Here is a 23,628-nt window from a genome sequence, read left to right as displayed (position 1 = left end):
TTCAACTGGCGAAAGACCCGCTGGCCTGACATAATCCCTGTTCAAATGAACAGGGGGCAGTGTGACGGACGATTTTGCAGCAGACGGTCAGTTGGCTAAAGCGATACCGGGTTTTAAACCGCGAGAACCACAGCGGCAGATGGCCATCGCCGTCAGTCATGCCATCGAAAAATCACAACCGCTGGTGGTAGAAGCCGGAACCGGAACGGGTAAAACCTACGCTTATCTTGCCCCAGCGCTGCGTGCCGGAAAGAAGGTCATTGTCTCCACGGGCTCGAAGGCGTTACAGGATCAGCTATACAGCCGCGACCTCCCGACCGTCGCTAAAGCACTGAAGTTCACCGGTAAACTGGCGCTGCTGAAAGGGCGTTCAAACTATCTGTGCCTTGAGCGTCTTGAACAGCAGGCGCTGGCGGGTGGCGACTTGCCGGTACAAACGTTAAGCGACGTCATTCTGCTGCGCTCCTGGTCAAATCAAACCCTTGATGGGGACATCAGCACCTGCGTCAGCGTGGCGGAAGACTCTCAGGCCTGGCCGCTGGTGACCAGCACTAATGACAACTGTCTGGGCAGCGACTGCCCGCTGTATAAAGAGTGTTTTGTCGTTAAAGCGCGTAAAAAAGCGATGGATGCGGATGTCGTCGTGGTTAACCATCATCTGTTTCTCGCCGATATGGTGGTAAAAGAGAGCGGGTTTGGCGAACTGATCCCGGAAGCTGATGTGATGATCTTCGATGAAGCGCATCAGTTACCGGATATCGCCAGCCAGTACTTTGGTCAATCGCTCTCCAGTCGCCAGCTGTTAGACCTGGCGAAAGACATCACCATTGCCTATCGCACCGAGCTGAAAGACACTCAGCAGCTGCAAAAGTGCGCCGATCGCCTTGCACAAAGCGCTCAGGACTTCCGCTTGCAGCTTGGTGAGCCGGGCTATCGCGGAAACCTGCGGGAACTGCTGGTCGACCAGCGCGTACAGCGCGCGTTTTTGCTGCTCGATGACACGCTGGAGCTGTGTTATGACGTGGCGAAGCTGTCTCTTGGGCGTTCGGCATTGCTGGATGCCGCGTTTGAGCGCGCCACGCTTTATCGTGCGCGTCTGAAGCGCCTGAAAGAGATCAACCAGCCAGGCTTCAGCTACTGGTATGAATGCACCTCCCGCCATTTTACCCTCGCGCTGACACCGCTTACGGTGGCGGATAAATTCAAAGAAGTGATGGAACAAAAGCCGGGCTGCTGGATTTTTACTTCCGCGACGCTGTCGGTAAACGATGACCTGCATCATTTCACTGCACGACTGGGTATTGAAGATGCCGAGTCGATGCTGCTGCCGAGCCCATTTGATTACACGCGCCAGGCGCTGCTGTGCGTGCCGCGTAATCTCCCGCAAACCAATCAGCCGGGGGCTGCACGCCAGTTAGCATCCATGCTGCGACCTATTATCGAGGCGAACAACGGCCGCTGTTTTATGCTGTGCACTTCGCACGCGATGATGCGCGATCTGGCGGAACAATTCCGCGCTACCATGACGCTTCCCGTACTGCTGCAGGGCGAAACCAGCAAAGGACAACTGCTACAGCAGTTTGTCAGCGCAGGTAATGCGCTATTGGTTGCCACCAGCAGCTTCTGGGAGGGCGTGGACGTGCGCGGCGATACGCTGTCGCTGGTGATAATCGATAAACTGCCATTTACCTCGCCGGACGACCCGCTGTTAAAAGCCCGAATGGAGGATTGTCGACTGCGCGGCGGCGATCCGTTTGAAGACGTCCAGTTGCCGGATGCGGTAATCACCCTGAAGCAGGGTGTAGGGCGTCTGATACGTGATGCTGACGATCGCGGCGTGCTGGTGATTTGCGACAATCGTCTGGTTATGCGGCCATACGGCGCCACCTTCCTGGCGAGTCTTCCTCCTGCGCCGCGGACGCGTGACATCGCTCGCGCGGTTCGCTTTCTTGCCATACCAACGACTGAGTAATTTGTTACGGAGTGTGGTAAGATGCGCGCCAAATTTATTGATCTGATCACAAACACCCATGCGAATTCTGGCTATCGATACCGCCACAGAGGCGTGCTCTGTTGCCCTGTGGAATGACGGTACTATCAAGGCTCTCTTTGAGCTTTGCCCACGAGAACACACCCAACGAATTTTACCGATGGTTCAGGAAATCCTGGCCGCTGGCGATCTCACGTTAACCGATATCGACGCCCTGGCGTTTGGTCGCGGTCCCGGCAGTTTCACCGGCGTGCGTATCGGTATTGGCATTGCTCAGGGGCTGGCGTTAGGCGCAAACTTACCGATGATCGGCGTCTCCACCCTGGCTACCATGGCGCAGGGCGCCTGGCGTAAGTCGGGCGCGACTCGCGTGCTGGCGGCGATTGACGCGCGAATGGGCGAAGTCTACTGGGCCGAATACCAGCGTGATGACAACGGTAACTGGCACGGTGAAGAAACCGAAGCGGTGTTAACCCCCGAGCAGGTACATGAGCGTTTATTGCAGCTGTCTGGCGACTGGGTGACGGTCGGGACGGGCTGGCCGGCATGGCCTGAGCTTGGTAAAGACAGCGGGCTGACGCTCAGCGATGGTGACGTGCTGCTTCCAGCGGCTGAAGACATGCTGCCCGTCGCCACGCAAATGCTGGCTGCGGGTGAGACCGTAGCGGTCGAACACGCTGAACCGGTTTATTTACGTAACACCGTGGCGTGGAAGAAACTTCCCGGTAAAGAATGAATCTTAGTAGTAGAACCCCGGCTAAGACGTACAGTCGTCAGTGCACAGCATTGTGAACAGGCCGGGGCAGAAGCTAAGAAAAGGGAGTCACAATATGGCGGTGCAAAAGCAGTTATTGAAAGGTGTGTTGGCGGGGGCCTTAGCGTTAATGCTTAGCGGCTGCGTCACCATCCCGGATGCGATTAAAGGTTCGAGCCCGATGCCGCAGCAGGATCTGGTGCGGGTGATGAATGCGCCGCAGCTGTATGTCGGACAGGAAGCGCGTTTCGGCGGCAAAGTGGTGGATATTCAGAACCAGCAGGGAAAATCCCGTCTGGAAATTGCCACCGTTCCGCTCGATAGCGGTGCACGCCCCGTGCTGGGTGAAGCCTCTCGTGGGCGGATATATGCTGATGTAAATGGCTTCCTTGACCCGGTGGACTTTCGCGGGCAACTGGTCACCGTCGTCGGCCCGATAAGCGGTACAGTGGACGGAAAAATCGGTAATACGCCGTATAAATTCATGCTGATGCAGGTAACTGGTTATAAACGCTGGCATATTACTCAGCAGATTGTCATGCCGCCTCAGCCTATCGACCCCTGGTTCTACGGTGCGCGTGGCTGGCCTTACGGTGGCTACGGCGGATGGGGCTGGTACAATCCCGGCCCGGCACAGGTTCAGACCATAGTAACAGAGTAACTCTTTGTTTTATTGGTAAAAGAAACAGCGGCTCGTCCGCTGTTTCTGCATTAACGTGGATATAAGAAAAATAAATAGTGACGTGCTTCGCAACCTTGTCGTTGTGTAATAAACAAACTGGTACGCTGAGTTAATATTATGTTAACAGTTTGTTTATTGCCTGGGGTTGTGATGACGACGAATACGCATTTTAGAGGTGATGTATTGAAAAAGGTTTGGCTTAACCGTTATCCCGCTGGTGTTCCTGCGGAGATCAATCCTGACCGTTATCAATCCCTGGTGGAACTCTTTGAACACTCAGTAAGACGGTATGCCGATCAGCCCGCGTTTGTAAACATGGGGGAGGTGATGACCTTCCGCAAGCTTGAAGAGCGTAGCCGTGCGTTTGCCGCTTATTTACAACAGGGGCTCGGGCTGAAAAAGGGCGATCGCGTCGCGCTGATGATGCCGAATCTGCTGCAATATCCGGTCGCACTGTTTGGGATTTTACGTGCCGGCATGATCGTCGTGAATGTGAACCCGTTGTATACGCCTCGCGAGCTGGAACATCAGCTCAACGATAGTGGCGCGTCGGCGATTGTCATCGTGTCCAACTTTGCCCACACGCTGGAAAAAGTGGTCGACAAAACGTCGGTGCAACACGTGATCCTGACGCGTATGGGCGATCAGCTGTCGACCGCCAAAGGAACTCTGGTTAACTTTGTCGTGAAGTACATCAAGCGCCTGGTGCCGAAATATCACCTGCCGGATGCCATCTCGTTTCGCAGTGCGCTGCAAAACGGCTATCGCATGCAGTATGTGAAACCCGAAGTGGTGTCGGAAGATCTGGCGTTCCTGCAATATACCGGCGGGACAACCGGCGTGGCGAAAGGCGCAATGCTTACGCACCGCAACATGCTGGCTAACCTGGAGCAGGTTAACGCCACCTACGGCCCGTTGCTGCATCCGGGCAAAGAACTGGTGGTAACGGCTCTACCGCTGTATCACATTTTTGCGCTGACGATGAACTGCCTGCTGTTTATTGAGTTGGGTGGTCAAAACCTGCTGATTACTAACCCGCGTGATATCCCAGGACTGGTCAAAGAGCTGGCGAAGTATCCGTTTACCGCGATGACCGGCGTCAATACGCTGTTTAACGCGCTGCTAAATAACAAAGAGTTTCAGCAACTGGACTTCTCGTCACTGCATCTCTCGGCAGGTGGCGGAATGCCGGTTCAACAAGCGGTAGCTGAGCGCTGGGTGAAGCTGACGGGGCAGTATCTTCTGGAAGGTTATGGCCTGACGGAGTGCGCGCCGCTGGTGAGTGTTAACCCTCACGATATTGACTACCACAGCGGAAGTATCGGTTTACCGGTTCCCTCCACTGAGGTCAAGCTGGTGGACGACGACGACAACGAAGTGCCGCCGGGAGAACCGGGTGAGCTGTGTGTGAAAGGTCCACAGGTGATGCTGGGCTACTGGCAGCGACCAGACGCCACTGACGAAATCATCAAAGACGGCTGGCTGCACACCGGCGATATTGCGGTGATGGATGATGAAGGCTTCCTGCGTATTGTCGATCGTAAGAAAGATATGATCCTGGTGTCCGGCTTTAACGTCTACCCTAATGAAATTGAAGACGTGGTTATGCAACACCCTGGCGTGCAGGAAGTGGCTGCGGTTGGGGTTCCGTCCGGCAGCAGCGGTGAAGCGGTGAAAATTTTCGTAGTGAAGAAAGATGCCTCGTTAACCGATGACGCACTGGTCACTTTCTGTCGTCGTCACCTGACGGGCTATAAAGTACCAAAGCTGGTGGAGTTTCGCGATGAGTTGCCGAAATCTAACGTTGGTAAAATTTTGCGACGAGAATTACGTGACGAAGCGCGTGCCAAAGTGGACAATAAAGGCTGAGCGTTAAGTCAGCCAGTAGAAAACGCCGGGAAATCCGGCGTTTTTTTTGGCGCAAACCTAAGAGAGCACGATTTGAATTATCAAATGATCACCACGGACGACGCGTTGGCCACGCTGTGCGAAGCCGTCCGTGAATTTCCGGCGATAGCCCTGGATACAGAATTTGTTCGCACGCGTACCTATTATCCGCAGTTGGGGCTGATCCAGCTGTTTGATGGCAAACACGTTGCTCTGATTGATCCGCAGGGGATCACCGACTGGTCGCCGCTGCGCGATATTCTGCGTGATACTGCCATCACCAAATTCCTGCATGCAGGTAGCGAAGATCTGGAAGTGTTTCTCAACGCTTTTGGCGAACTGCCGCAGCCGTTGATTGATACACAAATTCTGGCTGCTTTTTGTGGTCGTCCGCTGTCGTGGGGGTTTGCCGCGATGGTGGAAGAGTTTACGGGGGTGGCGCTGGACAAAAGCGAATCCCGCACCGACTGGCTGGCCAGACCGCTGACCGAGCGTCAGTGTGAGTACGCGGCGGCTGATGTCTGGTATCTATTACCGATCACTACAAAACTGATGGTTGAAACTGAAGCCAGCGGCTGGCTGCCAGCCGCACTGGACGAATGTCGCTTAATGCAGCAGCGTCGCCAGGAGGTTCTGGCGCCTGAAGACGCATGGCGCGACATCACCAACGCCTGGCAACTGCGTACCCGTCAGTTGGCCTGCTTGCAACTGCTTGCCGACTGGCGACTGCGTAAAGCGCGTGAGCGCGATCTGGCAGTGAACTTTGTGGTGCGTGAAGAACACCTGTGGGCGGTCGCTCGTTATATGCCAGGGAGTCTGGGTGAACTGGACAGCCTCGGCCTTTCCGGTAGTGAAATTCGCTTCCACGGCAAAACGCTGATTTCTCTGGTAGAAAAAGCGCAGGCTTTACCGGAAGAATCACTGCCACAGCCGCTGCTGAATTTGATGGATATGCCTGGATACCGCAAAGCGTTTAAAGCTATTAAGGCGCTGGTTGCCGAGGTAAGTACTGAGCATAATCTTAGCGTCGAACTGCTGGCTTCACGCCGTCAAATCAACCAGCTACTCAACTGGCACTGGAAATTAAAGCCGCAGCAGACCCTGCCGGAGTTGGTTTCCGGTTGGCGTGGCGAACTGATGTCCGATCGTCTCAACGCGCTGCTGCAGGAATATCCGCAGTAAGTCAACAGGCTCGCCGGGTTGCGCCATTGCTAACCCGGCCTGCGCAACGCTACAAATCAAGCACCAGGCGCTTACCTTTGGCGCGTGAGCAGCAAATAAGCATGCTTTGCTGGCTGGCTTTTTCGTCGTCGCTGAAATACTGATCGCGGTGATCCGCTTCCCCTTCAAGAATCGTCGTTTCACAGGTGCCGCAAACACCTTCCCGGCACAGGCACTCAACGCGCGCGGCTTTGTTATTTTCGATAACCTGCAAAATGGTCATCTCTTCCGGGACCACAAACTCGCGTCCGGAACGCGCCAGAATCAGGGTAAAGGCATCACCGCTTTTATCTTCCAGCGCAAATTGTTCAAAATGTAGCGTATTGCTGTCCAGTCTATGGAGGGAAGCCGCTTCTCTGACGGCATCGTTGAGCACTGCTGGCCCGCAGGTGTAAATATGTGTGCCGGGTTCGACATCGGCCAGCAGGCGAGATAAATCAAGGCGGGTCCCTGCGCTTGACAGATGCAGATGAATACGATCGACGCTGGGGTGCTGCAGGAGTTCGTCATAAAACGCGCAGTTGTCCTGACTGGGAGAGCAATAATGCAGTTGCCATTGCGCCTTAGAATGTTCCAGCTCCGGGATATGCGATAAAAACGGTGTGATGCCGATACCTCCAGCAATCAACAGATGTTGTTGTGCCTGAGGAGCGAGGGCGAACAGATTGTTTGGTGTGGAGATCGTGAGCGTGTCGCCGGGTTTCACGTTTTGATGCAGATATCGTGAGCCGCCTTTGGATGCTTCCTCCAGTCGTACGGCGATTTGCCAGGTGCTCGTATCAAAGGGTGAACTCATCAGCGAGTATGCATTGCTGTACAGATTCTCGCCATCGTGCATCTGCACGATAATATGGCTGCCACCCTGAAACGCGGGCAACGGCTCGCCTGATGTCGCCGTTAAAGTAAAGCGTTTTACCTGCGCGGTAATCGTCTCAATCCGGCTGACCCGGACTTCTTGCATTTGATAATCAGACATTGCGGCACTCCCTAAAAAATCTGTCCGGCGCGGCTTAACGATGCGCCGGAACCTGTCGTTACAGCCTCTGGTTATTCCTGAAACACCTGAGCGACCAGATTATGGAAATGGGCAATGCCATGTTCGGAGATACCGCTGCCGCTGGTGTCGGCCATAATGCGGCCCTGACCGCGATACCCGCGCGATTTCAACCCTTTTTGGACACTTTCAACCAGACGTAAATCTTCAGGGCGGAAGACGTTGCGATACCATTCGATCAGTTGTTTCTGCTCTTCGGTCAGATCTTCGTTGGTGAAGTAGATGTCATAGTTTTGCAGCGTGGTTTCTGCATCCACTGGAAATTCGTAGATAACGGTCATCATGCCTTTGATTGGCGTAACGTTGAGCATGGTGCACGGCCACAGCCAGAAACCGTGGAAGGCGGCATCAACACCTTCTTCGAACTTAAATGACTGCTCTGACGGTTTGGCGAAACCGTATTGTAGCGTCCAGTTGCCGTGCATAGTATGCCAGTAACGATCAACCTGAACCGAGTCGGAAAAACCAGGGTGAGCCGGGCCGCAGTGGTAGCACTCCAGATAGTTATCGACAATATTCTTCCAGTTGGCTGGAGTTCGGGTCGTAAAGCGCGCCGCCAGCTTCAGGTCATGCACATCAGGGCAGGCTTCGATAACTTTGTCTGCAAGACCTGGGAGTTGCTCTTCCACGCTGCCCGCGTTCGGATCCATGTTGATAAACACGAATCCGGCATATTCTTCCAGCCGTACCGGGGTGAGATGTGCTTTCTCACTGTCGAAGTTGGCAACGTTTTCGCAGTTACGTGCATGCGCCAGGTTACCGTCAAGCTTGAATGCCCAGGCGTGGTAAGGGCAGGTAATCACATTTTTCGCTTTCCCTTCGCCGCTCAACAGCTGATGACCACGATGCGGGCAAACGTTGTAGAACGCGCGCAGCACGTTATCGCGACCACGTACCAGCACGATGTTCTCGCCAATCACTTCCCGGGTAACATAGTCATTGGGTTTCGCCAGTTCGCTACTGTGGGCTACACAAATCCAGCTCTTAGCGAACACTTTCTCCTGCTCGTGCTCGAAGGCCTGATGGTCGGTATAGAACCGGGCAGGGATAGTCCAGGCGTCCTGCGGGTTGGCACAGAAATTTTGCGGCAGAATAAACTCAGGGCTCAGATTGCTCATTGGAATACCTTTAATTTGTGAGTAAGAGGATTTTTTACTGGCGCTTAATTGTCGCCTTTGAGTAATGTCCCGGCCGGTGGTGCGACGGGGACGTCCACTGGCGTTTCGGGGAGATGACCTTCAATTTGATGTGCAGGAACGTGGGCATAGTCCTGCCGTACCCAGCGAAGAAAACCGCCAACCTTCACCAACAGAATGGCGAGGAAGGGAAGTGCGGTCAGAACCACCGTGGTCTTCATGGTTTCCAGGGACGCGCCGGTGAACAAAATTGATAATGGGATCAGGGTGATGACCACGCACCAGAACAGACGTAAGCTACGCTGCGGATCTTCCCCTTCCTGCAGGTTACGCGTGCTGGTGGCCGCCATGGTGTAGGCGACGGCATCCATATGCGAGGCGAGAAAAATAATCATGATCGCCAGATACGCTACCAGGAACAGTTTCCCGGCAGGCAACGACATCAACACTTGCTGTACGGCTGTTTCGCCGCCTAACGTGGCCATAACCTGCGGTACGTCGATCACACCGTTCACAAATTGGTGAATGGAGTAGCTTTCCATCACGCCAAAGAAGAACCAGCAGCCAACGGTACTACCCAGAATTAACGCCCAGATAACCTCTTTGATTTTGCGACCACGGGATACGCGAGTGACAAACATTGCCACGCCAGGGGTGTAGGAGATCCACCACAGCCAATAGAACACCGTCCAGTTGCGGGTGAACTCACCGTTGCCGAGCGGGTCGGTGAACAGACTCATCTGCAAAAAGTTTTGTGTCGTCAGACCGATGGCGTTAATGATGTTGTTGGTGATGAACTCGGTCGGGCCGACAATCAGCACCAGCAGCGGCAGTAAAAACGCCCCCCAGCCGACCATTTTGCTCAGACGTTGCAAGCCGTTGTTGATGCCAATCCAGGAGCTCAGACAGAAAATGCCGCCAGAGAACAGGATAACAAACGCCTGTACGGTGAAGTTATCCGGTAAACCCGTGAGAGCAGATAAACCACGGGTAAAGGTGGCGGCGGTGACAACCAGAGAGATGGTTAACGCGCCAACTGTGGCGATCAGGAACATCAAATCAACCAGCCGGCCCCAGACGCCCTGCGGATGCACGCCGGTGATAGCGGCGATTATTCCGGACAGGCTCAGCCCTTTGTTTTTCCGCACATGAAAGTGGTAGGCCATGGTTAATGAAGCCAGCGTATAGGTCGCCCAGGCGCTGATTCCCCAATGGAAAAAAGAGTAGGGTAAGCTGTATTCCAGCGCTTTTTGCGAGTGCGGAGCGATATTCAGACCCGGGGTCTGGTAATAATAGGCCCACTCAGCAACGCCCCAGTAGAGCGTGGAGGATCCTAGCCCGGCACAAATAAACATAAACAGCCAGGACAGCGTGCTGTATTCCGCTTTTCCTTCTCCCAGACGAATGTTGCCGTATTTGCTGGTGGCCAGCCAGACGACCAGACCCATCGCCATCAGAACGAGGATCTGCACGGCGGAACCCAGCATCCGGGTAACGCCGTTAAAAAGGGTATTTGCGACTTGTGCAGACTGCTGAGGGAAGAGACTAAGTGTGGCGGCGATGAAAAGAATAGCCACCAGACTGATGGCTATCAGCGGCATGTCTTTTTTCTTAACGTTGCTCAACATGGGATCTCCTGGGCACAGTTGCCCGCGTATGGCATTAGCCTGTCGTTGTTATCATGCTGTAGGGAATCAGTGATTTTGTATTTAACAATTTTATTATTTGTTCTTTACATGAATTAAACAATCGCTCGATGCGTGAAGCAATAAAACACGAAACGGAAATAATAAAAGGTGAATTGGCGCAGGTTATTGGCGCCATAAAAAGCATAAAAAAGCCGCGTCAGTGACGCGGCTCATATTCCGTGGTTTGACCTCTAACGCAATGCCCGAGAGATGGCCTCACCAACCTGTTGCGTGGTGGCAGTGCCTTTCATATCCGGTGTTTTCGGGCCGCTGGCAATAACCTGCTCAATTGCCGCCAGAATGCCGTCGTGGGCGGCTTTATAGTTAGCATCACCGTTGCCAAGGAAGTCGAGCATCATGGCGCCAGCCCAGATAGTCGCTATAGGGTTGGCGATGTTCTTGCCGTAGATATCGGGGGCCGAACCGTGTACTGGCTCGAACAGGGACGGGAAGGTGCGTTCCGGGTTTAAGTTGGCTGAAGGCGCAATGCCAATCGTTCCGGTACAGGCTGGACCGAGATCGGAGAGGATGTCGCCAAACAGGTTGGAGGCAACCACCACGTCAAAACGCTCCGGCTGCATCACGAAGCGGGCGCAGAGTATATCAATATGCTGTTTATCCCAACGGATCTCGGGATAGTGAGCCGCCATTGCTTCCACGCGCTCGTCCCAGTACGGCATGCTGATGGCAAGTCCATTGGATTTTGTCGCCGAGGTCAGGGTTTTGCGCGGGCGATGTTGCGCCAGCTCGAAAGCGTAACGCAATATACGATCAACGCCGCGACGGGTGAAGACCGACTCCTGGATAACCACTTCGTGTTCTGTACCTTCGCTTACGCGTCCGCCGAGTGAAGAGTATTCTCCCTCGGTGTTCTCGCGCACCACATAGAAATCAATGTCGCCTGGCTGCTTGCCTGCCAGCGGGCAAGGTACGCCTGGAAACAGACGTACCGGGCGCAGGTTGACATACTGGTCGAATTCGCGGCGAAACTTAAGCAGCGAGCCCCATAATGAGATGTGGTCCGGCACGGTGTCCGGCCAGCCAACGGCACCAAAATAGATAGCATCGAAGGATTGTAACTGCTCGTGCCAGTCATCCGGCATCATCTTCCCGTGATGGGCGTAGTACTCGCAGCTGGCCCATTCCATTTGCTCAAAGCTGAGTGACAACCCCCAACGCTCGGCGGCTGCCTGCAACACCTGAATGCCTTCAGGCAGGACTTCTTTACCAATGCCATCTCCGGGGATAGCGGCAATACGACAGGTTTTCTTCATAGCAGCTCTCACTTGTACGCCATCAAAATTGACTTTCCCCGTATCCTATAATTGACTGATTAATAGTTAATCCCCCTAACTGGTGAAACATAAAACACAGATCATGAATAATCTGCCGCTGCTAAATGATTTACGCGTTTTTATGCTGGTTGCCCGTCGTGCGGGATTTGCCGCCGTTGCCGAAGAGCTGGGCGTATCTCCGGCTTTTATAAGTAAGCGCGTTGCCCTGTTGGAGCAAACGCTGAACGTGGTGCTGTTGCACCGAACAACGCGGCGCGTAACCATCACGGAAGAGGGGGAGCGGATCTACGAATGGGCACAGCGGATCCTGCAGGATGTCGATCAGATGATGGACGAGCTGTCCGATGCCAGGCAGATCCCGCAGGGGATGCTACGAATTATCAGTAGCTTTGGTTTTGGCCGCCGGGTGGTCGCTCCGGCGCTGTCTGCGCTGGCAAAAGAGTACCCGCAGTTAGAACTGAGGTTCGATGTTGAAGACCGTCTGGTAGATATGGTCAATGAGGGCGTCGATCTCGATATTCGTATCGGGGATGATATCGCGCCGAACCTGATTGCCCGCAAGCTGGCGACTAACTATCGTATTCTGTGCGCCTCGCCGGAATTTGTGGCGCGGCATGGAGTGCCGAAGCAACTGAACGATCTTTCTACTTTCCCCTGCCTGGTTATTAAAGAACGCGACCATCCGTTTGGTATCTGGCAAATGCGTAATAAAGAGGGCGCACACTCAATAAAGGTTACGGGGCCGCTGTCGTCTAACCATGGCGAAGTGGTACATCAATGGTGTCTGGATGGGCAGGGAATTGCTTTGCGTTCGTGGTGGGACGTTTGCGACAACATTGCCAGCGGACATCTGGTGCATATATTGCCTGAGTATTATCAACCCGCCAATATATGGGCGGTTTATGTCTCCCGGCTGGCGACGTCGGCAAAAATCCGTATTACGGTTGAGTATTTACGCCGCTATTTTACCGAAAACTACCCAAAGTTTACTTTGGAATAAATGCTCGATAGGTTAGTCAGAGACAGAAAATAAAAAAGGCAGAATAATCTGCCTTTTTCGTAACCATGATTTAGCGACAAAAGAGCTTATTTAGACTCTTCCGCTTCAGGTAATGTCACGTTAAGTTCGAGGATCGAAATATCGCCGTCTTTTTGTTCAAGTTGTACTGTGACCATTTCGGGATCAATTTGTACATACTTGCAGATAACGTCGAGAATATCCTTGCGCAGCTGCGGTAAATAATGTGGCTCGGCGTCACTACGACGACGTTCCGCAACAATAATCTGCAGTCGCTCTTTAGCGATGTTCGCTGTGCTCTTTTTCCGCGAGAGAAAAAAATCCAGTAATGCCATAACTTATCCTCCGAACAGGCGTTTGAGGAAACCTTTCTTCTCTTCTTCAATGAAGCGGAAAGGACGTTCTTCTCCCAACAGACGGTCTACGGTATCAGCATAGGCTTTACCGGCATCAGCATTGATGTCGAGAATAACCGGCTCACCCTGGTTAGACGCGCGCAGGACTGACTGATCTTCAGGAATCACGCCAACCAGCTTGATTCGCAGAATTTCCAGTACGTCTTCCATGCTCAGCATGTCACCTTTATTTACGCGGCCAGGGTTGTAGCGCGTCAGCAACAAATGCTCTTTAATTGGATCTTCACCGTTTTCCGCGCGACGAGATTTCGACGCCAGAATACCCAGAATACGGTCAGAGTCACGTACAGAGGAGACTTCCGGGTTGGTGGTAATAATCGCTTCATCGGCAAAATACAGGGCCATCAGCGCACCAGTTTCAATACCCGCCGGAGAGTCGCAGACGATGAAGTCGAATTCCATCGTTTTCAGGTCGTCCAGAACTTTCGCGACGCCTTCACGCGTCAGCGCGTCTTTATCGCGAGTTTGTGAGGCCGGAAGAATAAAGAGATTTTCGGTACGCTTATCTTTGATTAGCGCCTGATTTAACGACGCATCGCCCTGAATAACGTTGACGAAGTCGTAAACGACGCGGCGTTCACAACCCATAATCAGATCGAGATTACGCAGGCCGATATCAAAATCAATAACGACAGTTTTCTTTCCCTTCTGGGCCAAACCTGTAGCGATGGCCGCGCTGGAGGTGGTTTTGCCAACGCCCCCTTTACCCGAAGTAACAACAATAATGCGTGCCATAGAAATTCCTTGTTAAAAAGGGATCAATTCAACGGTTGAACTGTCAAAGCGTTCTCTGCTAATTGCAGACGTGCCGCTTTGCCATAAAATTCTGCTGGGATTTTATCACTCAGCCAATAAACACCTGCGATAGACACCAGTTCTGCCGTCAGATGGGTACAAAAAATTTGCGCTTCCCGGTCACCGCTTGCGCCTGCCAACGCACGGCCTCTCATCATTCCATAAACATGAATATTGCCATCAGCGATAAGCTCTGCGCCTGCACTGACGTGGCTTGTAACAATCAGATCACATTGTGGTGCATAAATGCGCTGACCGGAACGAACCGGCACATTTATTAATCGTGTTTTTGTGATGGGAGTAACGTTTTGTGGCGGAGCGACGGGAACCGGGGCCTCAACGGGCGCAGGACGAATAGCTTTTTCTTTACCTTCAGTCAGTAAAGGAAGACCCATTTCGTCGATTTCTGCCTTGAGTCTGGCATCTTTGCATCCGCTAACGCCGATAATGCGCAATCCGGTAGACGCGACAACCTTCTGCAGCGCTGACCAGTTTACCGGGCTTTCAAGACCACTCACGTTAACCACTACGGGAGCATGTTTTAAAAAAGCAGGTGCCTGCGCGATTTTGTCTTCCAACGCCTGACGAATAACCTCGGGTTCTGCTTCATGTAAATGAACCACTGATAAGGTGAAGCTACTGCCTTTAAGCTCGATTGGCGTGTTTGACATCCTGGCCTTACTCAATTTGCTATTTATCATCCCCAGCGCGGGGTGATATTCCGAAGACTATAAGGCATGTTATAGTCAGTATTATATTGAGGCAAGCCACCATTCCGTGAATTCAGAGTAAAAGATATGTTTTGTGTGATCTACCGAAGCAGTAAACGTGACCAGACCTATTTATATGTCGAAAAAAAAGACGATTTCTCGCGAGTTCCTGAAGAACTGATGAAAGGATTTGGTCAGCCGACGCTGGCAATGATGTTGCCGCTTGATGGCCGTAAAAAGCTGGTTAATGCCGATCTGGAAAAAGTAAAACAGGCACTCACCGAGCAGGGCTATTATTTACAAATACCACCGCCGCCAGAAGATTTACTTAAACAGCATCTGGCCGCGACGAAACAAAATGCACCAGACGATAAACGTTAAACTGCATCCGGCAGCAGCACGCCCCATCGATGCAGTACCTGAAATTGATAACTACGTTAGGGGAAAGTAATGTATCAACATCATAACTGGCATGGTGCTCTGCTGGATTATCCGGTGAGTAAGGTGGTTTGCGTAGGGAGTAACTATGCCAACCATATTAAAGAGATGGGTGGAACGCCTCCGGAAGAACCGGTGCTGTTTATTAAACCGGAAACCGCGCTGTGTGATTTACGCCAGCCGCTGGTGATCCCATCTGATATGGGTTCGGTTCACCATGAAGTTGAGCTGGCTGTTTTGATTGGCGCGACCCTACGTCAGGCGACGGAAGAACATGTGCGCAAAGCCATTGCGGGCTATGGCGTCGCGTTGGATCTGACCCTGCGTGATATTCAGGGCAAAATGAAGAAGGCGGGGCAACCGTGGGAAAAAGCGAAGGGCTTTGATAACTCTTGCCCGCTGTCAGGGTTTATTCCGGTGGCGGAATTTAATGGTGATCCTCAGGATACGATGCTCGGGTTAACGGTTAACGGTGAGCAGCGCCAGCACGGCACCACGGCGGATATGATCCATCACATCGTTCCTTTGATTGCCTACATGAGTCGTTTCTTTACCCTCAAAGCGGGCGATGTTGTGTTGACGGGGACGCCAGCAGGAGTTGGGCCGTTAAACAGCGGTGATGAACTGGCTATCAGTTTTCATGGTCAAACGCTGACGACACGCGTGCTGTAATCTCTTCTTGCCGCCTTTTCGGGCGGCAAAACTTGCATCAGCGTGCCAGACTGGTTATAAGGTGCAGCTTTATTGCAATAGCGGATACCCTGATGAGCGACATACCTTTCTGGCAAAGTAAAACCCTGGATGAAATGACCGATGCCGAGTGGGAGTCATTATGTGACGGGTGTGGTCAATGCTGCCTGCATAAGCTGATGGATGAAGACACCGACGAAATCTATTTTACTAACGTCGCGTGTAAGCAGCTCAATATCAAAACCTGTCAGTGCCGTAATTACGAACGCCGATTCGAGTACGAGCCTGACTGTATCAAACTGACGCGCGATAATCTGCCCACCTTTGAATGGCTGCCGATGACCTGTGCGTATCGTCTGCTGGCGGAAGGTAAAGGGCTGCCGGTGTGGCATCCACTGCTGACGGGATCAAAAGCGGCGATGCACGGTGAACGTATTTCAGTACGTCATATTGCGGTGAAAGAATCGGAAGTGCGTGACTGGCAGGATCATATTCTGAACAAACCTTCATGGGCGGACTAACGTCATGAGATTAAAGGAGTTTGCGTTTACTCGTTTTGGGCATGGGGCATCTGTGGGGCATCACCTCCGAAATTAGCATTCAATATTGCCAGTTGATTGTCATTGTTGTCGGACATCCATTTACCGTAAACGCTGTAAACCATCTGTGCCGAGGTATGCCCCATTTGAGCTGCAATGAAGTTGGGGTTGACTCCGGCGCTTAATGCCCAACAAGCATATGTGTGTCGAGACTCATATGACTTGCGGTGAGGAATTCCGCTCCTTCTTAATATATTGTTCCACGTTCCAGAGAATGACCCGGGTGAGTACCATTCACCTCCTTTTCCATTCCTTGCCGTTAGCCTGGGAACAAAAACGAATGTGCATTCATCCCGGCGAGTTCTGCCAAACTCTCTTAGGTGAACGTCTATCTGGTGTTGTTTCCCCATTCTGGTATAAGCCATCTGGCTTTTTAGCGCCTCGATAGCAGGAGTAGTGAGGTTGATTGTCCGGTTCCCGCTTTCTGTTTTTGGCGGTGTGAAGTGGTCTGAAATAGCAAGGTTTCTGCTGATCCGAATAGTCCAGTTCTTGGTGTCGATATCCTCCCATGCCAGTGCGCATATCTCGCCGTGTCGCATGCCTGTATTAAACGCAAGCTTCCACAGGTTCCGTATCTGTTCGCATGGGCACTTTTCAAGAAAGCGATGATATTCATCACGAGTAAATGGTGACGGATCTGACTTCGATTTTTTTAGCGGGGTAACGGCAGCAAATGGTGATTTGCTTATGTACCCATTCAGTACCGCAAAATCAAACATTCCCTTCATGCAGGTAACGTAGACGTTAACCGTCCTTACCGTCCTTCCTTTCTTCGCTGACCTGTTCTTCTGGTGCGCGCCACATATCTGGTAGCCAGTCAGCAATTCCTTCCTTACGTTAAGCACATCCTCATGAGTTATAGAGTCAACCATCCGACTTCCGCCGAGAATGTCGGTTCCGATAGTGATGTACGAGACATATCGAAGATGGGCGTTAAGGGTTAAGTCCATTCTCTTAAGCTCCAGCCATTTAGCCGCCAGCTCAGCAACAGTTATCCCAGGTGGTGCAATGTTGAACTTCTTCAGGTTTGGTGATTGTGGGAACTGTCTGGCGTAATCGAATACACCCGTTTTTATAGCGAAACAAACAGAGGCGCGAAGCTCTCCAGCAATGCGCCTGTTCTTCGCAGTATCAACAACGCCAAGGCTTTCCCTGACCCTTTTCCCGTTATATATGAACCATATGCGCAAAGTGCCGCCGTGGTTCTCCACTCCAGTTGGATAACCAGACATAAAATCTCCTGCGTTAGTTTAATGGGGAGGGTATTTAAGCAGATTTCTGGCGCGGGATCGCCGGTCGTTGACGTTCAACCCAGTTATCGACTTCGTGTCGGTTATAGAGGATAGGGGAGTTATCAAATGGCTGGCAATTACCGGTGTAGTGCCGATATTCTCTTCCTTCCAGCCATGACTTCTCACGTGCTGACTTGATGGCGTTCTTTGTCAGGCCAGTGATAGCCATCAGAACTTCTTCGGATACCCACTTGTTGGGCGTCAGTTGGATAATGTCGCTCATGCTTTTCTCCAGGCAAAAAGAACCCGGCACTATTGGCCGGGCAAATGGGGGATAACGTGGCAGTGCATTCGCACCCAATAGCCAGCTCATAACTGGCTATCAGTTGCGTCATTCATGCTGGGTATTAACGATGTCGTAAAACTGACCGTAGGTAATCTTCTTGAAATTATCCGGTATCACTACTTCTCCGTGCCGCTCTTCTTTATCGTTAGGTATTGCAAAAACAAGGCAATCATCGCGCTCAGGGTGCTTTCCTCCATATGTGGATAGCATGGCAAATCCGAAACCTCTTCCAGACTGACCACCAATACCCGTGCGCATAATTCCGTAATGATTGACTATGTAGTCATTCCACTCAGGAAGTGATTTAAGCTTGTCATTTGCCTCTTCCTTCACGGCATCTAGAACTTTGTTGTAAGCCCTGCCTTCTTTCGTATTTCCTTTTCCTCGACCAAGTACTACGCGCTTACCATCAAACATTTCTTCTCGCTTAATGGTCATGGGACAGGGGAATTCATATCCCTTTTCCCACACAAATCCACTGAGCAATCCACCTCCACCACCCCATCCGCTTGATGTTGTCCATGCGATAGCGCCAACCTTTCCTACTGCATCAGGAAGAATGGCGTTTCTTTGTTTACTGATTTCCTCATATCCATCAATCAGCGATTTCACGTCATCGCCTTCCACCATGTAGTAATCGTAAAATTTGCTTTGATCTGACATTGTTATCCCTCATGCAGCCCGCATAGCGCGGAGGCGTTTTAAGTGTTCTGCTGTTTCAAGTTCGGCGCGTATCTGTGCCGCCTCGTGTGGGTCGAGGTGCTCGAAATCATTTGTGAATCGGTCGATTGAAGCGGTGTTGATCCGGCCCTGTCGCCAGTAGCGGACTATTTCTGATGTGACTGAATGGATAATGACGGGCCAGTTATGTTGGTCAGCGTATATCTGACCTCGTTGAATTAGCTGGAACATTGGATTCACCTTTAATGAAGATTATCCAGTGGGTTTTATCGTTCTTCCCGGTGCGCTGGCCGATGATTGGCTTAACGTCAGTCAGCGCCAGAATCTGGTTGACTGGTATCTGAGTTTCGTTCCATTTGAAGATGAGAACGCCGTGTGGCCACAACACCCTGAACGCCTCCGCGAACCCGGCGCGCAGGTCATCCCGCCAAGTGTCCTTGTTAAGCTTCCCGTACTTCTTCCCCATCCACGCATTGTCGCCAACGCGCTCAAGGTGCGGCGGATCGAACACGACGACAGGGAAGGTATTGTCAGCGAATGGAAGTGCGCGGAAGTCGGCGATCAGGTCAGGGCTGATCACCAACTGGCGACCATCACATAACTCATGCTGTTCGGCGCGGATGTCACTGAATACCGCTCGGTCATCCTGCTTATCGAACCAGAACATGCGCGACCCGCAGCACATGTCTAAAATTTCCTGCTGCATTACAGCCCCCTCTGCTTATTCCGCAATTCCTGCTCACCCTGGCACTCCACGCACATCTTGCATCCCGGATACGCTTTACGGCGCGCATCCAGTAACTTGTCACCGCATTCCTCACAGTGCGTTGCTGATACTGCTGAGTGGTTGAGTCTGTGAGCCTGAATAGCATGGTCGCGCATCATATCTTCGAGAGCGCTGGCCTGATCGATGATTTCTGATGTCATTTGCGACTTCTCCTGCGTTTTTTGGCTGCTCGGCGTGCTGCTGCAATACCCGTTTTCCCGCCACCAACTGGATAACTGGCATCCATACGTAAAGCAGGAGATATTTCTGCAACGCTCCATTGTCTGACTGATGCTATTGATGAAAGAGCGATAGCAATAGCGAGTGATGACCTCTTCATCAGTGCTCCATGAACTGTCGGTTAATTCGGTTGAAGGTGAACGCGAGAAAATAAAAAGGCCGCATTAGCGACCTTGTGATTCGTTTGGTTAGCGTCATGATTCGACTCCGTACCGGCCTTGCATCCGACCGATGCTGCTAACGAATGCCACCAGGCTGATACCCAGCGGCGCAATTTTCTGGTGATGCTTCCTGATGATCGGCGGCACGACTGCATTCCATTTCGGTTTAGGCCTGCATTTCAGTGCCTGCTGAATCTCTGCCACGCATTTACGTCCCTGAGCTCTCACTACGTTGTTTTTCTCTGGTGTCATGCTGCCTCCCGTCGAGCGAGAAGTTTCGCTCCGAAAGTCATTAATTCGTCCCGTTCCACAGTTGCGAATAGGCAGTGTGTACGCGGGTACGGATGCCAGATGATGAGCATCGAGCCTTTGTTATTTCCCGATATCGGCTTACCGGTGACCGGGTTAATGAATGCCAGCCGCCCGGCGGTGATGAAGCGCACCTCGCTGGCTGTCTGGATTGCCTCACGGAACCAGCCGACGGACGTATCAGCCGGTACCAGCATGACGGTGCCGATCTGGTTCTTGCTCTCCGCTGCTGCTTTCTTCACGAATGGCGTGATGCCGCTATATGGTGGGTTAAGCCAGGCATAACCGGGAATATTGAGGTAATCGCTCCACGGCGTTTCCAGTGTGTTCTGCTCGTCTGTGATGAACCTCCTACACAGCGTGTTGTGCGGCGCTGCGGCTGCATCTAGTTGAAAGAAGAACTCAGCATCAAGCGCTGCGAAGAGTGCCGGTGGTGTGCGCCATAAATCACGCTGTTCTGCTGGAGTGTTGCTTCCGGTGTAATCGGTCATGAATCCTCCCGTTCAGGATTTCTCACATCCCATCCATTCCGCTCAATATTCACAGCCAGCCGCTTATCTCCGACCTCTTCGATACTCCGACCGGTAATCTCGGCTACTGCTGCGTTGGTGTAGCGCATGAGTGCAGCTAATTCACATGCAGTCCATTCACGCATAGTTAATCCTCCGGAGCGGGCCAGCGCGTCACGCTTGCTTCTGACTGAGTAAATGGAGCGACCGGTTGCCGTGGCTATCTCTTCCTCTGAGAATCGGCCAAAGAGATGAAGCTCGGCTGGCGTCCATGGTCTGCCGGTCATCTTGCTGATAAGTGGTGCGCCGATACGCGACGCCTGGCGAGTGATTGCCGATTCGGAGCGCTCAAGCTTTTCTGCGATAACATGAACCGGCATTGTTCTGCCAACCTCATGCAGGAACAGGTTCTCCCACGGTTGCCAAAGTTCGCTCATTGGAAGCACCTGTTATTTGATGATTAATGATGGCTTGCCAACCTTGAGCTGGGCGCCGGGTATTGATTGGCCAGCTTTAAGTTGGTGCTTAATCGCTAATTTATCTGCCTTGATAACGGTTTCGTATTCGACAAACTCGGGAGGAATGGCGCTTGAGTCGACAATTTCCACTGATTCAGAAGGAGAGCGAATTGTTACCTGGTGAATGCCGGCTCTAATTTTCTTCTTTCCTGCCGTGGTTAATGCTGTTGCTATGTAAGCCTGAATGCTTTCAACTTTATTCAGCGTGACCGCTGCGCGTTCGTTGAGTGATTTTGCCTCTTCCTTGAGGCGTTCTGCGTATCCGGTTTCGTTCTTGCAGATGGCCAGCAACTGCTCAATTTTATCTGTAAGCTCACCTTCCATACCTTCAAGCGTGTCGGCGATCGCATCCGCCTCGAATTCTGAATCCATCAACTTGGCGTAGTCATTGGCGATTTCGTAGAGCTTACTCACTGATCACCTCCAGCTTTGATTTGCACTCTGCGTAGATGGCCTGAACGTTCTGCTGCAGCTTCATGCCAGCAGTACGCTTGTAGGCATCGGCAAAGACGCGTTTAAGGTCGTCCATGCTTTCCGCTTGCGCCATTTCGTCGCAAAGAGTTTGAACGTAATCGATGACTTCCTGTTGTCTGCGGCGCTCATCCTCGCGGATGTCTTCCTCTGACTTGTGCTGCATTACCGGTTCTTGAAAAACACCTTCATCTTCGTTGATGACGTGGATCGCGTTATCCAGACGCTCAGCACGGGGCCAATACTTGCTGGCTCGCTTAACGATGGTCTTACGCGCCATCTCTTCCCAGAAGTTCTTCCACGGGCCATTCTTGGCTTTACTGGTTGCTTCCGTTGCCTTGATTTCTGCCAGGCTCATTTCTTCTGTCAGGTAATCGCCGTCAGCAGTTTTAACCGTGCAGTAACCGCCGACTACATCACCGCGATCGCCGAATGCGTTGTATTTGTGTGTTGGTGCTGTATCTAGGCCATTCGACTCATAGGTGTCGTTGGAATACACCAGTTTGCACTGGCCCCACTTAATGGAGCCGGTGGACTGAGCAAGATGCAGAAGACCCATATAGCTGATATCAAGGCACACCATTCCGTCGCGCGGAACCAGATAAGCCAACTTGCTAGCCGGGTTAAGAGTGATGCCTATCGCCGCAACGTTGATGATGGCGTTCTGTGCGCTGGTAGGGTTTGATAGCGCCGTCTTGGCTAAATAGTCGTTACGCTGGAAGTACTGAATAGCAAACTGACTTTCCTTAGCCCATGTGACTGACTGGTCTGTAACCGCGCCAACAAAGAGCGCCTCCTGTTGTTTAACGAACTCAACAATGCTGATGCTCATTGTTACTATCCCTCATCAATATCTGTTTGGTGGCGAGCAATTGTCTCTGCCATGTAGCGAATAAATTCAGTGGCCTTTTCCTGAAACTCGACGTCATCATCGCACACTTTTGAAATGGCCTTCTTGCTGGCCCCACGTCGTTGCAACTCGTCAATGCACAACGACTCCAGCTTGCTCTGTGGCAATCCTTTCTCAAGGTCATCAGCCAGTTCAGATTCACGCTCTTCTCTGGCTATTTGCTGATAATGGCGCGTCCAGTTCTGCGCCTCGATACGGTCTTGAACGAGATATGCAGCCATAATCGGCTCCTGAAATTTGGTTGTGCGCTTCCCGTCTGCGATAGCCGGACGAGTAGGGGGAATGGTTTTGAATTAGTGCTGGATAGGGTTGCCGCGTCCGTCGAGAAGGACGTCAATTACGCAGTCAGTGAGCCGGATAATCTCTGCATCGGTGTGCAAGTACACCCATTTGCGCTCCTGAATGACTGCTGAGACGCGATAGGTGCGGCCCTCATGCAATGCCATCATTCCAGGCATCACGCACTGGCGAATCATTGGTGTCGTTCCGTAGTGTCCGATCATGATTTACCCTCCACCTGCTGCAATAACCCGGCAATGTGCATCTGCCAGCGGTTCATTGTGATTTTCTCGCGAGGTTTATCGACTGATGAGAGTTGCCACTCGTTGTCGTTGAGTTTTGATGCGTGGTACTGCTTGCCGTTGTGGGTGACTGTCATGATTCCACCTCATCCCAATTAACCCATGCACTGTCGCCATCCGCATCGATTTCACCAGTAGCGCCACAGCATGGACATTCTGCTTCATCACCTTCGTAAAGCCGGAAACCGCATCCCTTTTCAGTGGTAACGCTAATGAAAGAACCTGGCTGATTTCCTCCGTCGCAGTTATCACAAGAAAGCCATGTAATTTTCAAAGTTTTCATAATCATCTCCGCGCTTAAGCCGCGCCGCTGAACGTTAAAAGACCTCTGCGCTAACAGGCGGTGGATAGCCGCCATTCATAACTAAGCGTCCTCTGAGAAGCCGCTGAGGTATGAGCAATAAAAAACCCGCAGAAGCGGGTTCTAATGTCTAAAATGGAGTAAGTAGCCAACCTTTCGAGTGATAAATGAGACCTTTATTTTTAAGTGCTTGTAGCCTACGGTCTAACACTCTTGCTGGCTCACCTTTT

31 protein-coding genes are annotated in these 23,628 nt (G+C 52.1%); 9 read left to right on the top strand and 22 right to left on the bottom strand.

Going from position 1 to position 23,628, the window contains the following annotated elements; translation table 11 throughout:
• Positions 1 to 61: 61 nt before the first annotated feature.
• The 5 genes from yoaA to rnd all read left to right on the top strand — a co-directional run bounded on the left by yoaA (position 62) and on the right by rnd (position 6,495).
• Positions 62 to 1,972, top strand: coding sequence for a DNA repair helicase YoaA (gene yoaA / locus OGY68_RS20010; RefSeq protein WP_032943757.1), 1,911 nt, complete (start codon positions 62 to 64; stop codon positions 1,970 to 1,972).
• A 58-nt stretch (positions 1,973 to 2,030) separates the two neighbouring features.
• Positions 2,031 to 2,726, top strand: a complete 696-nt coding sequence (gene tsaB, locus OGY68_RS20005; RefSeq protein WP_057066805.1) for a tRNA (adenosine(37)-N6)-threonylcarbamoyltransferase complex dimerization subunit type 1 TsaB — start codon at positions 2,031 to 2,033, stop codon at positions 2,724 to 2,726.
• A 94-nt stretch (positions 2,727 to 2,820) separates the two neighbouring features.
• The gene (locus OGY68_RS20000) at positions 2,821 to 3,405 is read left to right on the top strand and encodes a Slp family lipoprotein (protein WP_003020975.1); all 585 of its coding nucleotides are present in this window, start codon (positions 2,821 to 2,823) and stop codon (positions 3,403 to 3,405) included.
• 204 nt (positions 3,406 to 3,609) lie between these two features.
• Positions 3,610 to 5,295, top strand: coding sequence for a long-chain-fatty-acid--CoA ligase FadD (gene fadD, locus OGY68_RS19995; protein ID WP_125362605.1), 1,686 nt, complete (start codon positions 3,610 to 3,612; stop codon positions 5,293 to 5,295).
• 84 nt (positions 5,296 to 5,379) lie between these two features.
• The gene (gene rnd / locus OGY68_RS19990; protein WP_057066803.1) at positions 5,380 to 6,495 is read left to right on the top strand and encodes a ribonuclease D; all 1,116 of its coding nucleotides are present in this window, start codon (positions 5,380 to 5,382) and stop codon (positions 6,493 to 6,495) included.
• Between the two features lie 49 nt (positions 6,496 to 6,544).
• On the opposite strand, the gene OGY68_RS19985 is transcribed toward rnd, so the two are convergent.
• The 4 genes from OGY68_RS19985 to OGY68_RS19970 all read right to left on the bottom strand — a co-directional run bounded on the left by OGY68_RS19985 (position 6,545) and on the right by OGY68_RS19970 (position 11,686).
• Entirely contained in the window at positions 6,545 to 7,510 is a 966-nt protein-coding gene (locus tag OGY68_RS19985; RefSeq protein ID WP_057066801.1) for a PDR/VanB family oxidoreductase, read from the bottom strand.
• A gap of 71 nt (positions 7,511 to 7,581) precedes the next feature.
• Positions 7,582 to 8,706: a carnitine monooxygenase, oxygenase subunit YeaW gene (gene yeaW, locus OGY68_RS19980; RefSeq protein WP_048216199.1), complete on the bottom strand. Its 1,125-nt coding sequence runs from the start codon at positions 8,704 to 8,706 to the stop codon at positions 7,582 to 7,584.
• 44 nt (positions 8,707 to 8,750) lie between these two features.
• Positions 8,751 to 10,352, bottom strand: coding sequence for a BCCT family transporter (locus tag OGY68_RS19975; RefSeq protein WP_008785019.1), 1,602 nt, complete (start codon positions 10,350 to 10,352; stop codon positions 8,751 to 8,753).
• 251 nt (positions 10,353 to 10,603) lie between these two features.
• The gene (locus OGY68_RS19970) at positions 10,604 to 11,686 is read right to left on the bottom strand and encodes a tartrate dehydrogenase (RefSeq protein ID WP_057066799.1); all 1,083 of its coding nucleotides are present in this window, start codon (positions 11,684 to 11,686) and stop codon (positions 10,604 to 10,606) included.
• 103 nt (positions 11,687 to 11,789) lie between these two features.
• On the opposite strand from OGY68_RS19970, the gene OGY68_RS19965 reads away from it, so the two are divergent.
• On the top strand, positions 11,790 to 12,707 hold the full coding sequence (locus OGY68_RS19965) for a LysR family transcriptional regulator (RefSeq protein WP_048235223.1): 918 nt from the start codon (positions 11,790 to 11,792) through the stop codon (positions 12,705 to 12,707).
• Between the two features lie 86 nt (positions 12,708 to 12,793).
• On the opposite strand, the gene minE is transcribed toward OGY68_RS19965, so the two are convergent.
• Genes minE through minC form a run of 3 tightly spaced genes read right to left on the bottom strand, consistent with a single transcriptional unit; the run spans position 12,794 to position 14,607 of the window.
• Positions 12,794 to 13,060, bottom strand: a complete 267-nt coding sequence (gene minE, locus OGY68_RS19960; RefSeq protein WP_003833739.1) for a cell division topological specificity factor MinE — start codon at positions 13,058 to 13,060, stop codon at positions 12,794 to 12,796.
• A gap of 3 nt (positions 13,061 to 13,063) precedes the next feature.
• A complete protein-coding gene (gene minD / locus OGY68_RS19955; RefSeq protein WP_003020956.1) occupies positions 13,064 to 13,876 on the bottom strand; it encodes a septum site-determining protein MinD in 813 nt (270 codons plus the stop codon).
• A 23-nt stretch (positions 13,877 to 13,899) separates the two neighbouring features.
• On the bottom strand, positions 13,900 to 14,607 hold the full coding sequence (gene minC, locus OGY68_RS19950) for a septum site-determining protein MinC (RefSeq protein WP_057066797.1): 708 nt from the start codon (positions 14,605 to 14,607) through the stop codon (positions 13,900 to 13,902).
• 126 nt (positions 14,608 to 14,733) lie between these two features.
• Between minC and OGY68_RS19945 the strand changes: the two genes are divergently transcribed.
• The 3 genes from OGY68_RS19945 (at position 14,734) to ycgN (ending at position 16,295) form a co-directional block, all read left to right on the top strand.
• Positions 14,734 to 15,027 (top strand): YcgL domain-containing protein, encoded by a 294-nt coding sequence (locus OGY68_RS19945; protein ID WP_057066795.1) that lies wholly within the window; start codon positions 14,734 to 14,736, stop codon positions 15,025 to 15,027.
• 69 nt (positions 15,028 to 15,096) lie between these two features.
• Positions 15,097 to 15,756 (top strand): fumarylacetoacetate hydrolase family protein, encoded by a 660-nt coding sequence (locus tag OGY68_RS19940; RefSeq protein WP_057066794.1) that lies wholly within the window; start codon positions 15,097 to 15,099, stop codon positions 15,754 to 15,756.
• A 92-nt stretch (positions 15,757 to 15,848) separates the two neighbouring features.
• The gene (ycgN, locus tag OGY68_RS19935; protein WP_057066792.1) at positions 15,849 to 16,295 is read left to right on the top strand and encodes a cysteine cluster protein YcgN; all 447 of its coding nucleotides are present in this window, start codon (positions 15,849 to 15,851) and stop codon (positions 16,293 to 16,295) included.
• Positions 16,296 to 16,321: 26 nt separating this feature from the next.
• Here the strand turns inward: ycgN and OGY68_RS19930 are convergent, their stop codons facing one another.
• From OGY68_RS19930 to OGY68_RS19860, 15 genes are all read right to left on the bottom strand, one after another.
• On the bottom strand, positions 16,322 to 17,605 hold the full coding sequence (locus OGY68_RS19930; protein WP_286617444.1) for a tyrosine-type recombinase/integrase: 1,284 nt from the start codon (positions 17,603 to 17,605) through the stop codon (positions 16,322 to 16,324).
• 34 nt (positions 17,606 to 17,639) lie between these two features.
• Complete coding sequence (locus OGY68_RS19925; protein WP_069219599.1) at positions 17,640 to 17,888, bottom strand: excisionase family protein; 249 nt, start codon at positions 17,886 to 17,888, stop codon at positions 17,640 to 17,642.
• Positions 17,889 to 17,996: 108 nt separating this feature from the next.
• Positions 17,997 to 18,614, bottom strand: coding sequence for an Eac protein (locus tag OGY68_RS19920; protein ID WP_286617441.1), 618 nt, complete (start codon positions 18,612 to 18,614; stop codon positions 17,997 to 17,999).
• A 9-nt stretch (positions 18,615 to 18,623) separates the two neighbouring features.
• Positions 18,624 to 18,863, bottom strand: coding sequence for a DUF4222 domain-containing protein (locus OGY68_RS19915; protein ID WP_286617439.1), 240 nt, complete (start codon positions 18,861 to 18,863; stop codon positions 18,624 to 18,626).
• Complete coding sequence (locus tag OGY68_RS19910; RefSeq protein ID WP_286617437.1) at positions 18,826 to 19,338, bottom strand: class I SAM-dependent methyltransferase; 513 nt, start codon at positions 19,336 to 19,338, stop codon at positions 18,826 to 18,828. The genes OGY68_RS19915 and OGY68_RS19910 overlap by 38 nt, the downstream gene beginning before the upstream one ends.
• Complete coding sequence (locus tag OGY68_RS19905) at positions 19,338 to 19,559, bottom strand: TraR/DksA family transcriptional regulator (protein WP_286617435.1); 222 nt, start codon at positions 19,557 to 19,559, stop codon at positions 19,338 to 19,340. Before OGY68_RS19905 ends, OGY68_RS19910 begins: the two co-directional genes overlap by 1 nt.
• Positions 19,560 to 19,832: 273 nt before the next feature.
• Positions 19,833 to 20,051, bottom strand: a complete 219-nt coding sequence (locus tag OGY68_RS19900; protein WP_286617433.1) for a hypothetical protein — start codon at positions 20,049 to 20,051, stop codon at positions 19,833 to 19,835.
• Positions 20,048 to 20,599, bottom strand: a complete 552-nt coding sequence (locus OGY68_RS19895) for a phage N-6-adenine-methyltransferase (protein ID WP_286617431.1) — start codon at positions 20,597 to 20,599, stop codon at positions 20,048 to 20,050. The genes OGY68_RS19900 and OGY68_RS19895 overlap by 4 nt, the downstream gene beginning before the upstream one ends.
• On the bottom strand, positions 20,596 to 21,054 hold the full coding sequence (locus tag OGY68_RS19890) for a hypothetical protein (RefSeq protein ID WP_286617470.1): 459 nt from the start codon (positions 21,052 to 21,054) through the stop codon (positions 20,596 to 20,598). The genes OGY68_RS19895 and OGY68_RS19890 overlap by 4 nt, the downstream gene beginning before the upstream one ends.
• Before the next feature lie 12 nt (positions 21,055 to 21,066).
• Complete coding sequence (locus tag OGY68_RS19885) at positions 21,067 to 21,549, bottom strand: siphovirus Gp157 family protein (RefSeq protein ID WP_286617429.1); 483 nt, start codon at positions 21,547 to 21,549, stop codon at positions 21,067 to 21,069.
• A complete protein-coding gene (locus OGY68_RS19880) occupies positions 21,542 to 22,438 on the bottom strand; it encodes a RecT family recombinase (protein WP_286617427.1) in 897 nt (298 codons plus the stop codon). The genes OGY68_RS19885 and OGY68_RS19880 overlap by 8 nt, the downstream gene beginning before the upstream one ends.
• Positions 22,439 to 22,443: 5 nt before the next feature.
• On the bottom strand, positions 22,444 to 22,737 hold the full coding sequence (locus tag OGY68_RS19875; RefSeq protein ID WP_286617425.1) for a host-nuclease inhibitor Gam family protein: 294 nt from the start codon (positions 22,735 to 22,737) through the stop codon (positions 22,444 to 22,446).
• A gap of 72 nt (positions 22,738 to 22,809) precedes the next feature.
• On the bottom strand, positions 22,810 to 23,019 hold the full coding sequence (locus tag OGY68_RS19870; protein WP_103770193.1) for a cell division protein FtsZ: 210 nt from the start codon (positions 23,017 to 23,019) through the stop codon (positions 22,810 to 22,812).
• Positions 23,016 to 23,174, bottom strand: coding sequence for a hypothetical protein (locus OGY68_RS19865; protein ID WP_167789655.1), 159 nt, complete (start codon positions 23,172 to 23,174; stop codon positions 23,016 to 23,018). The genes OGY68_RS19870 and OGY68_RS19865 overlap by 4 nt, the downstream gene beginning before the upstream one ends.
• A complete protein-coding gene (locus OGY68_RS19860) occupies positions 23,171 to 23,380 on the bottom strand; it encodes a hypothetical protein (RefSeq protein ID WP_286617423.1) in 210 nt (69 codons plus the stop codon). The genes OGY68_RS19865 and OGY68_RS19860 overlap by 4 nt, the downstream gene beginning before the upstream one ends.
• Positions 23,381 to 23,628: the final 248 nt, after the last annotated feature.

The sequence above is a fragment of the Citrobacter sp. Cpo065 genome (genome assembly GCF_030332805.1).
Lineage (GTDB): Bacteria > Pseudomonadota > Gammaproteobacteria > Enterobacterales > Enterobacteriaceae > Citrobacter > Citrobacter portucalensis.
The sequence above is the reverse complement of the archived record's forward strand: the minus strand, read 5'-3'. Positions and strand labels throughout refer to the sequence as shown.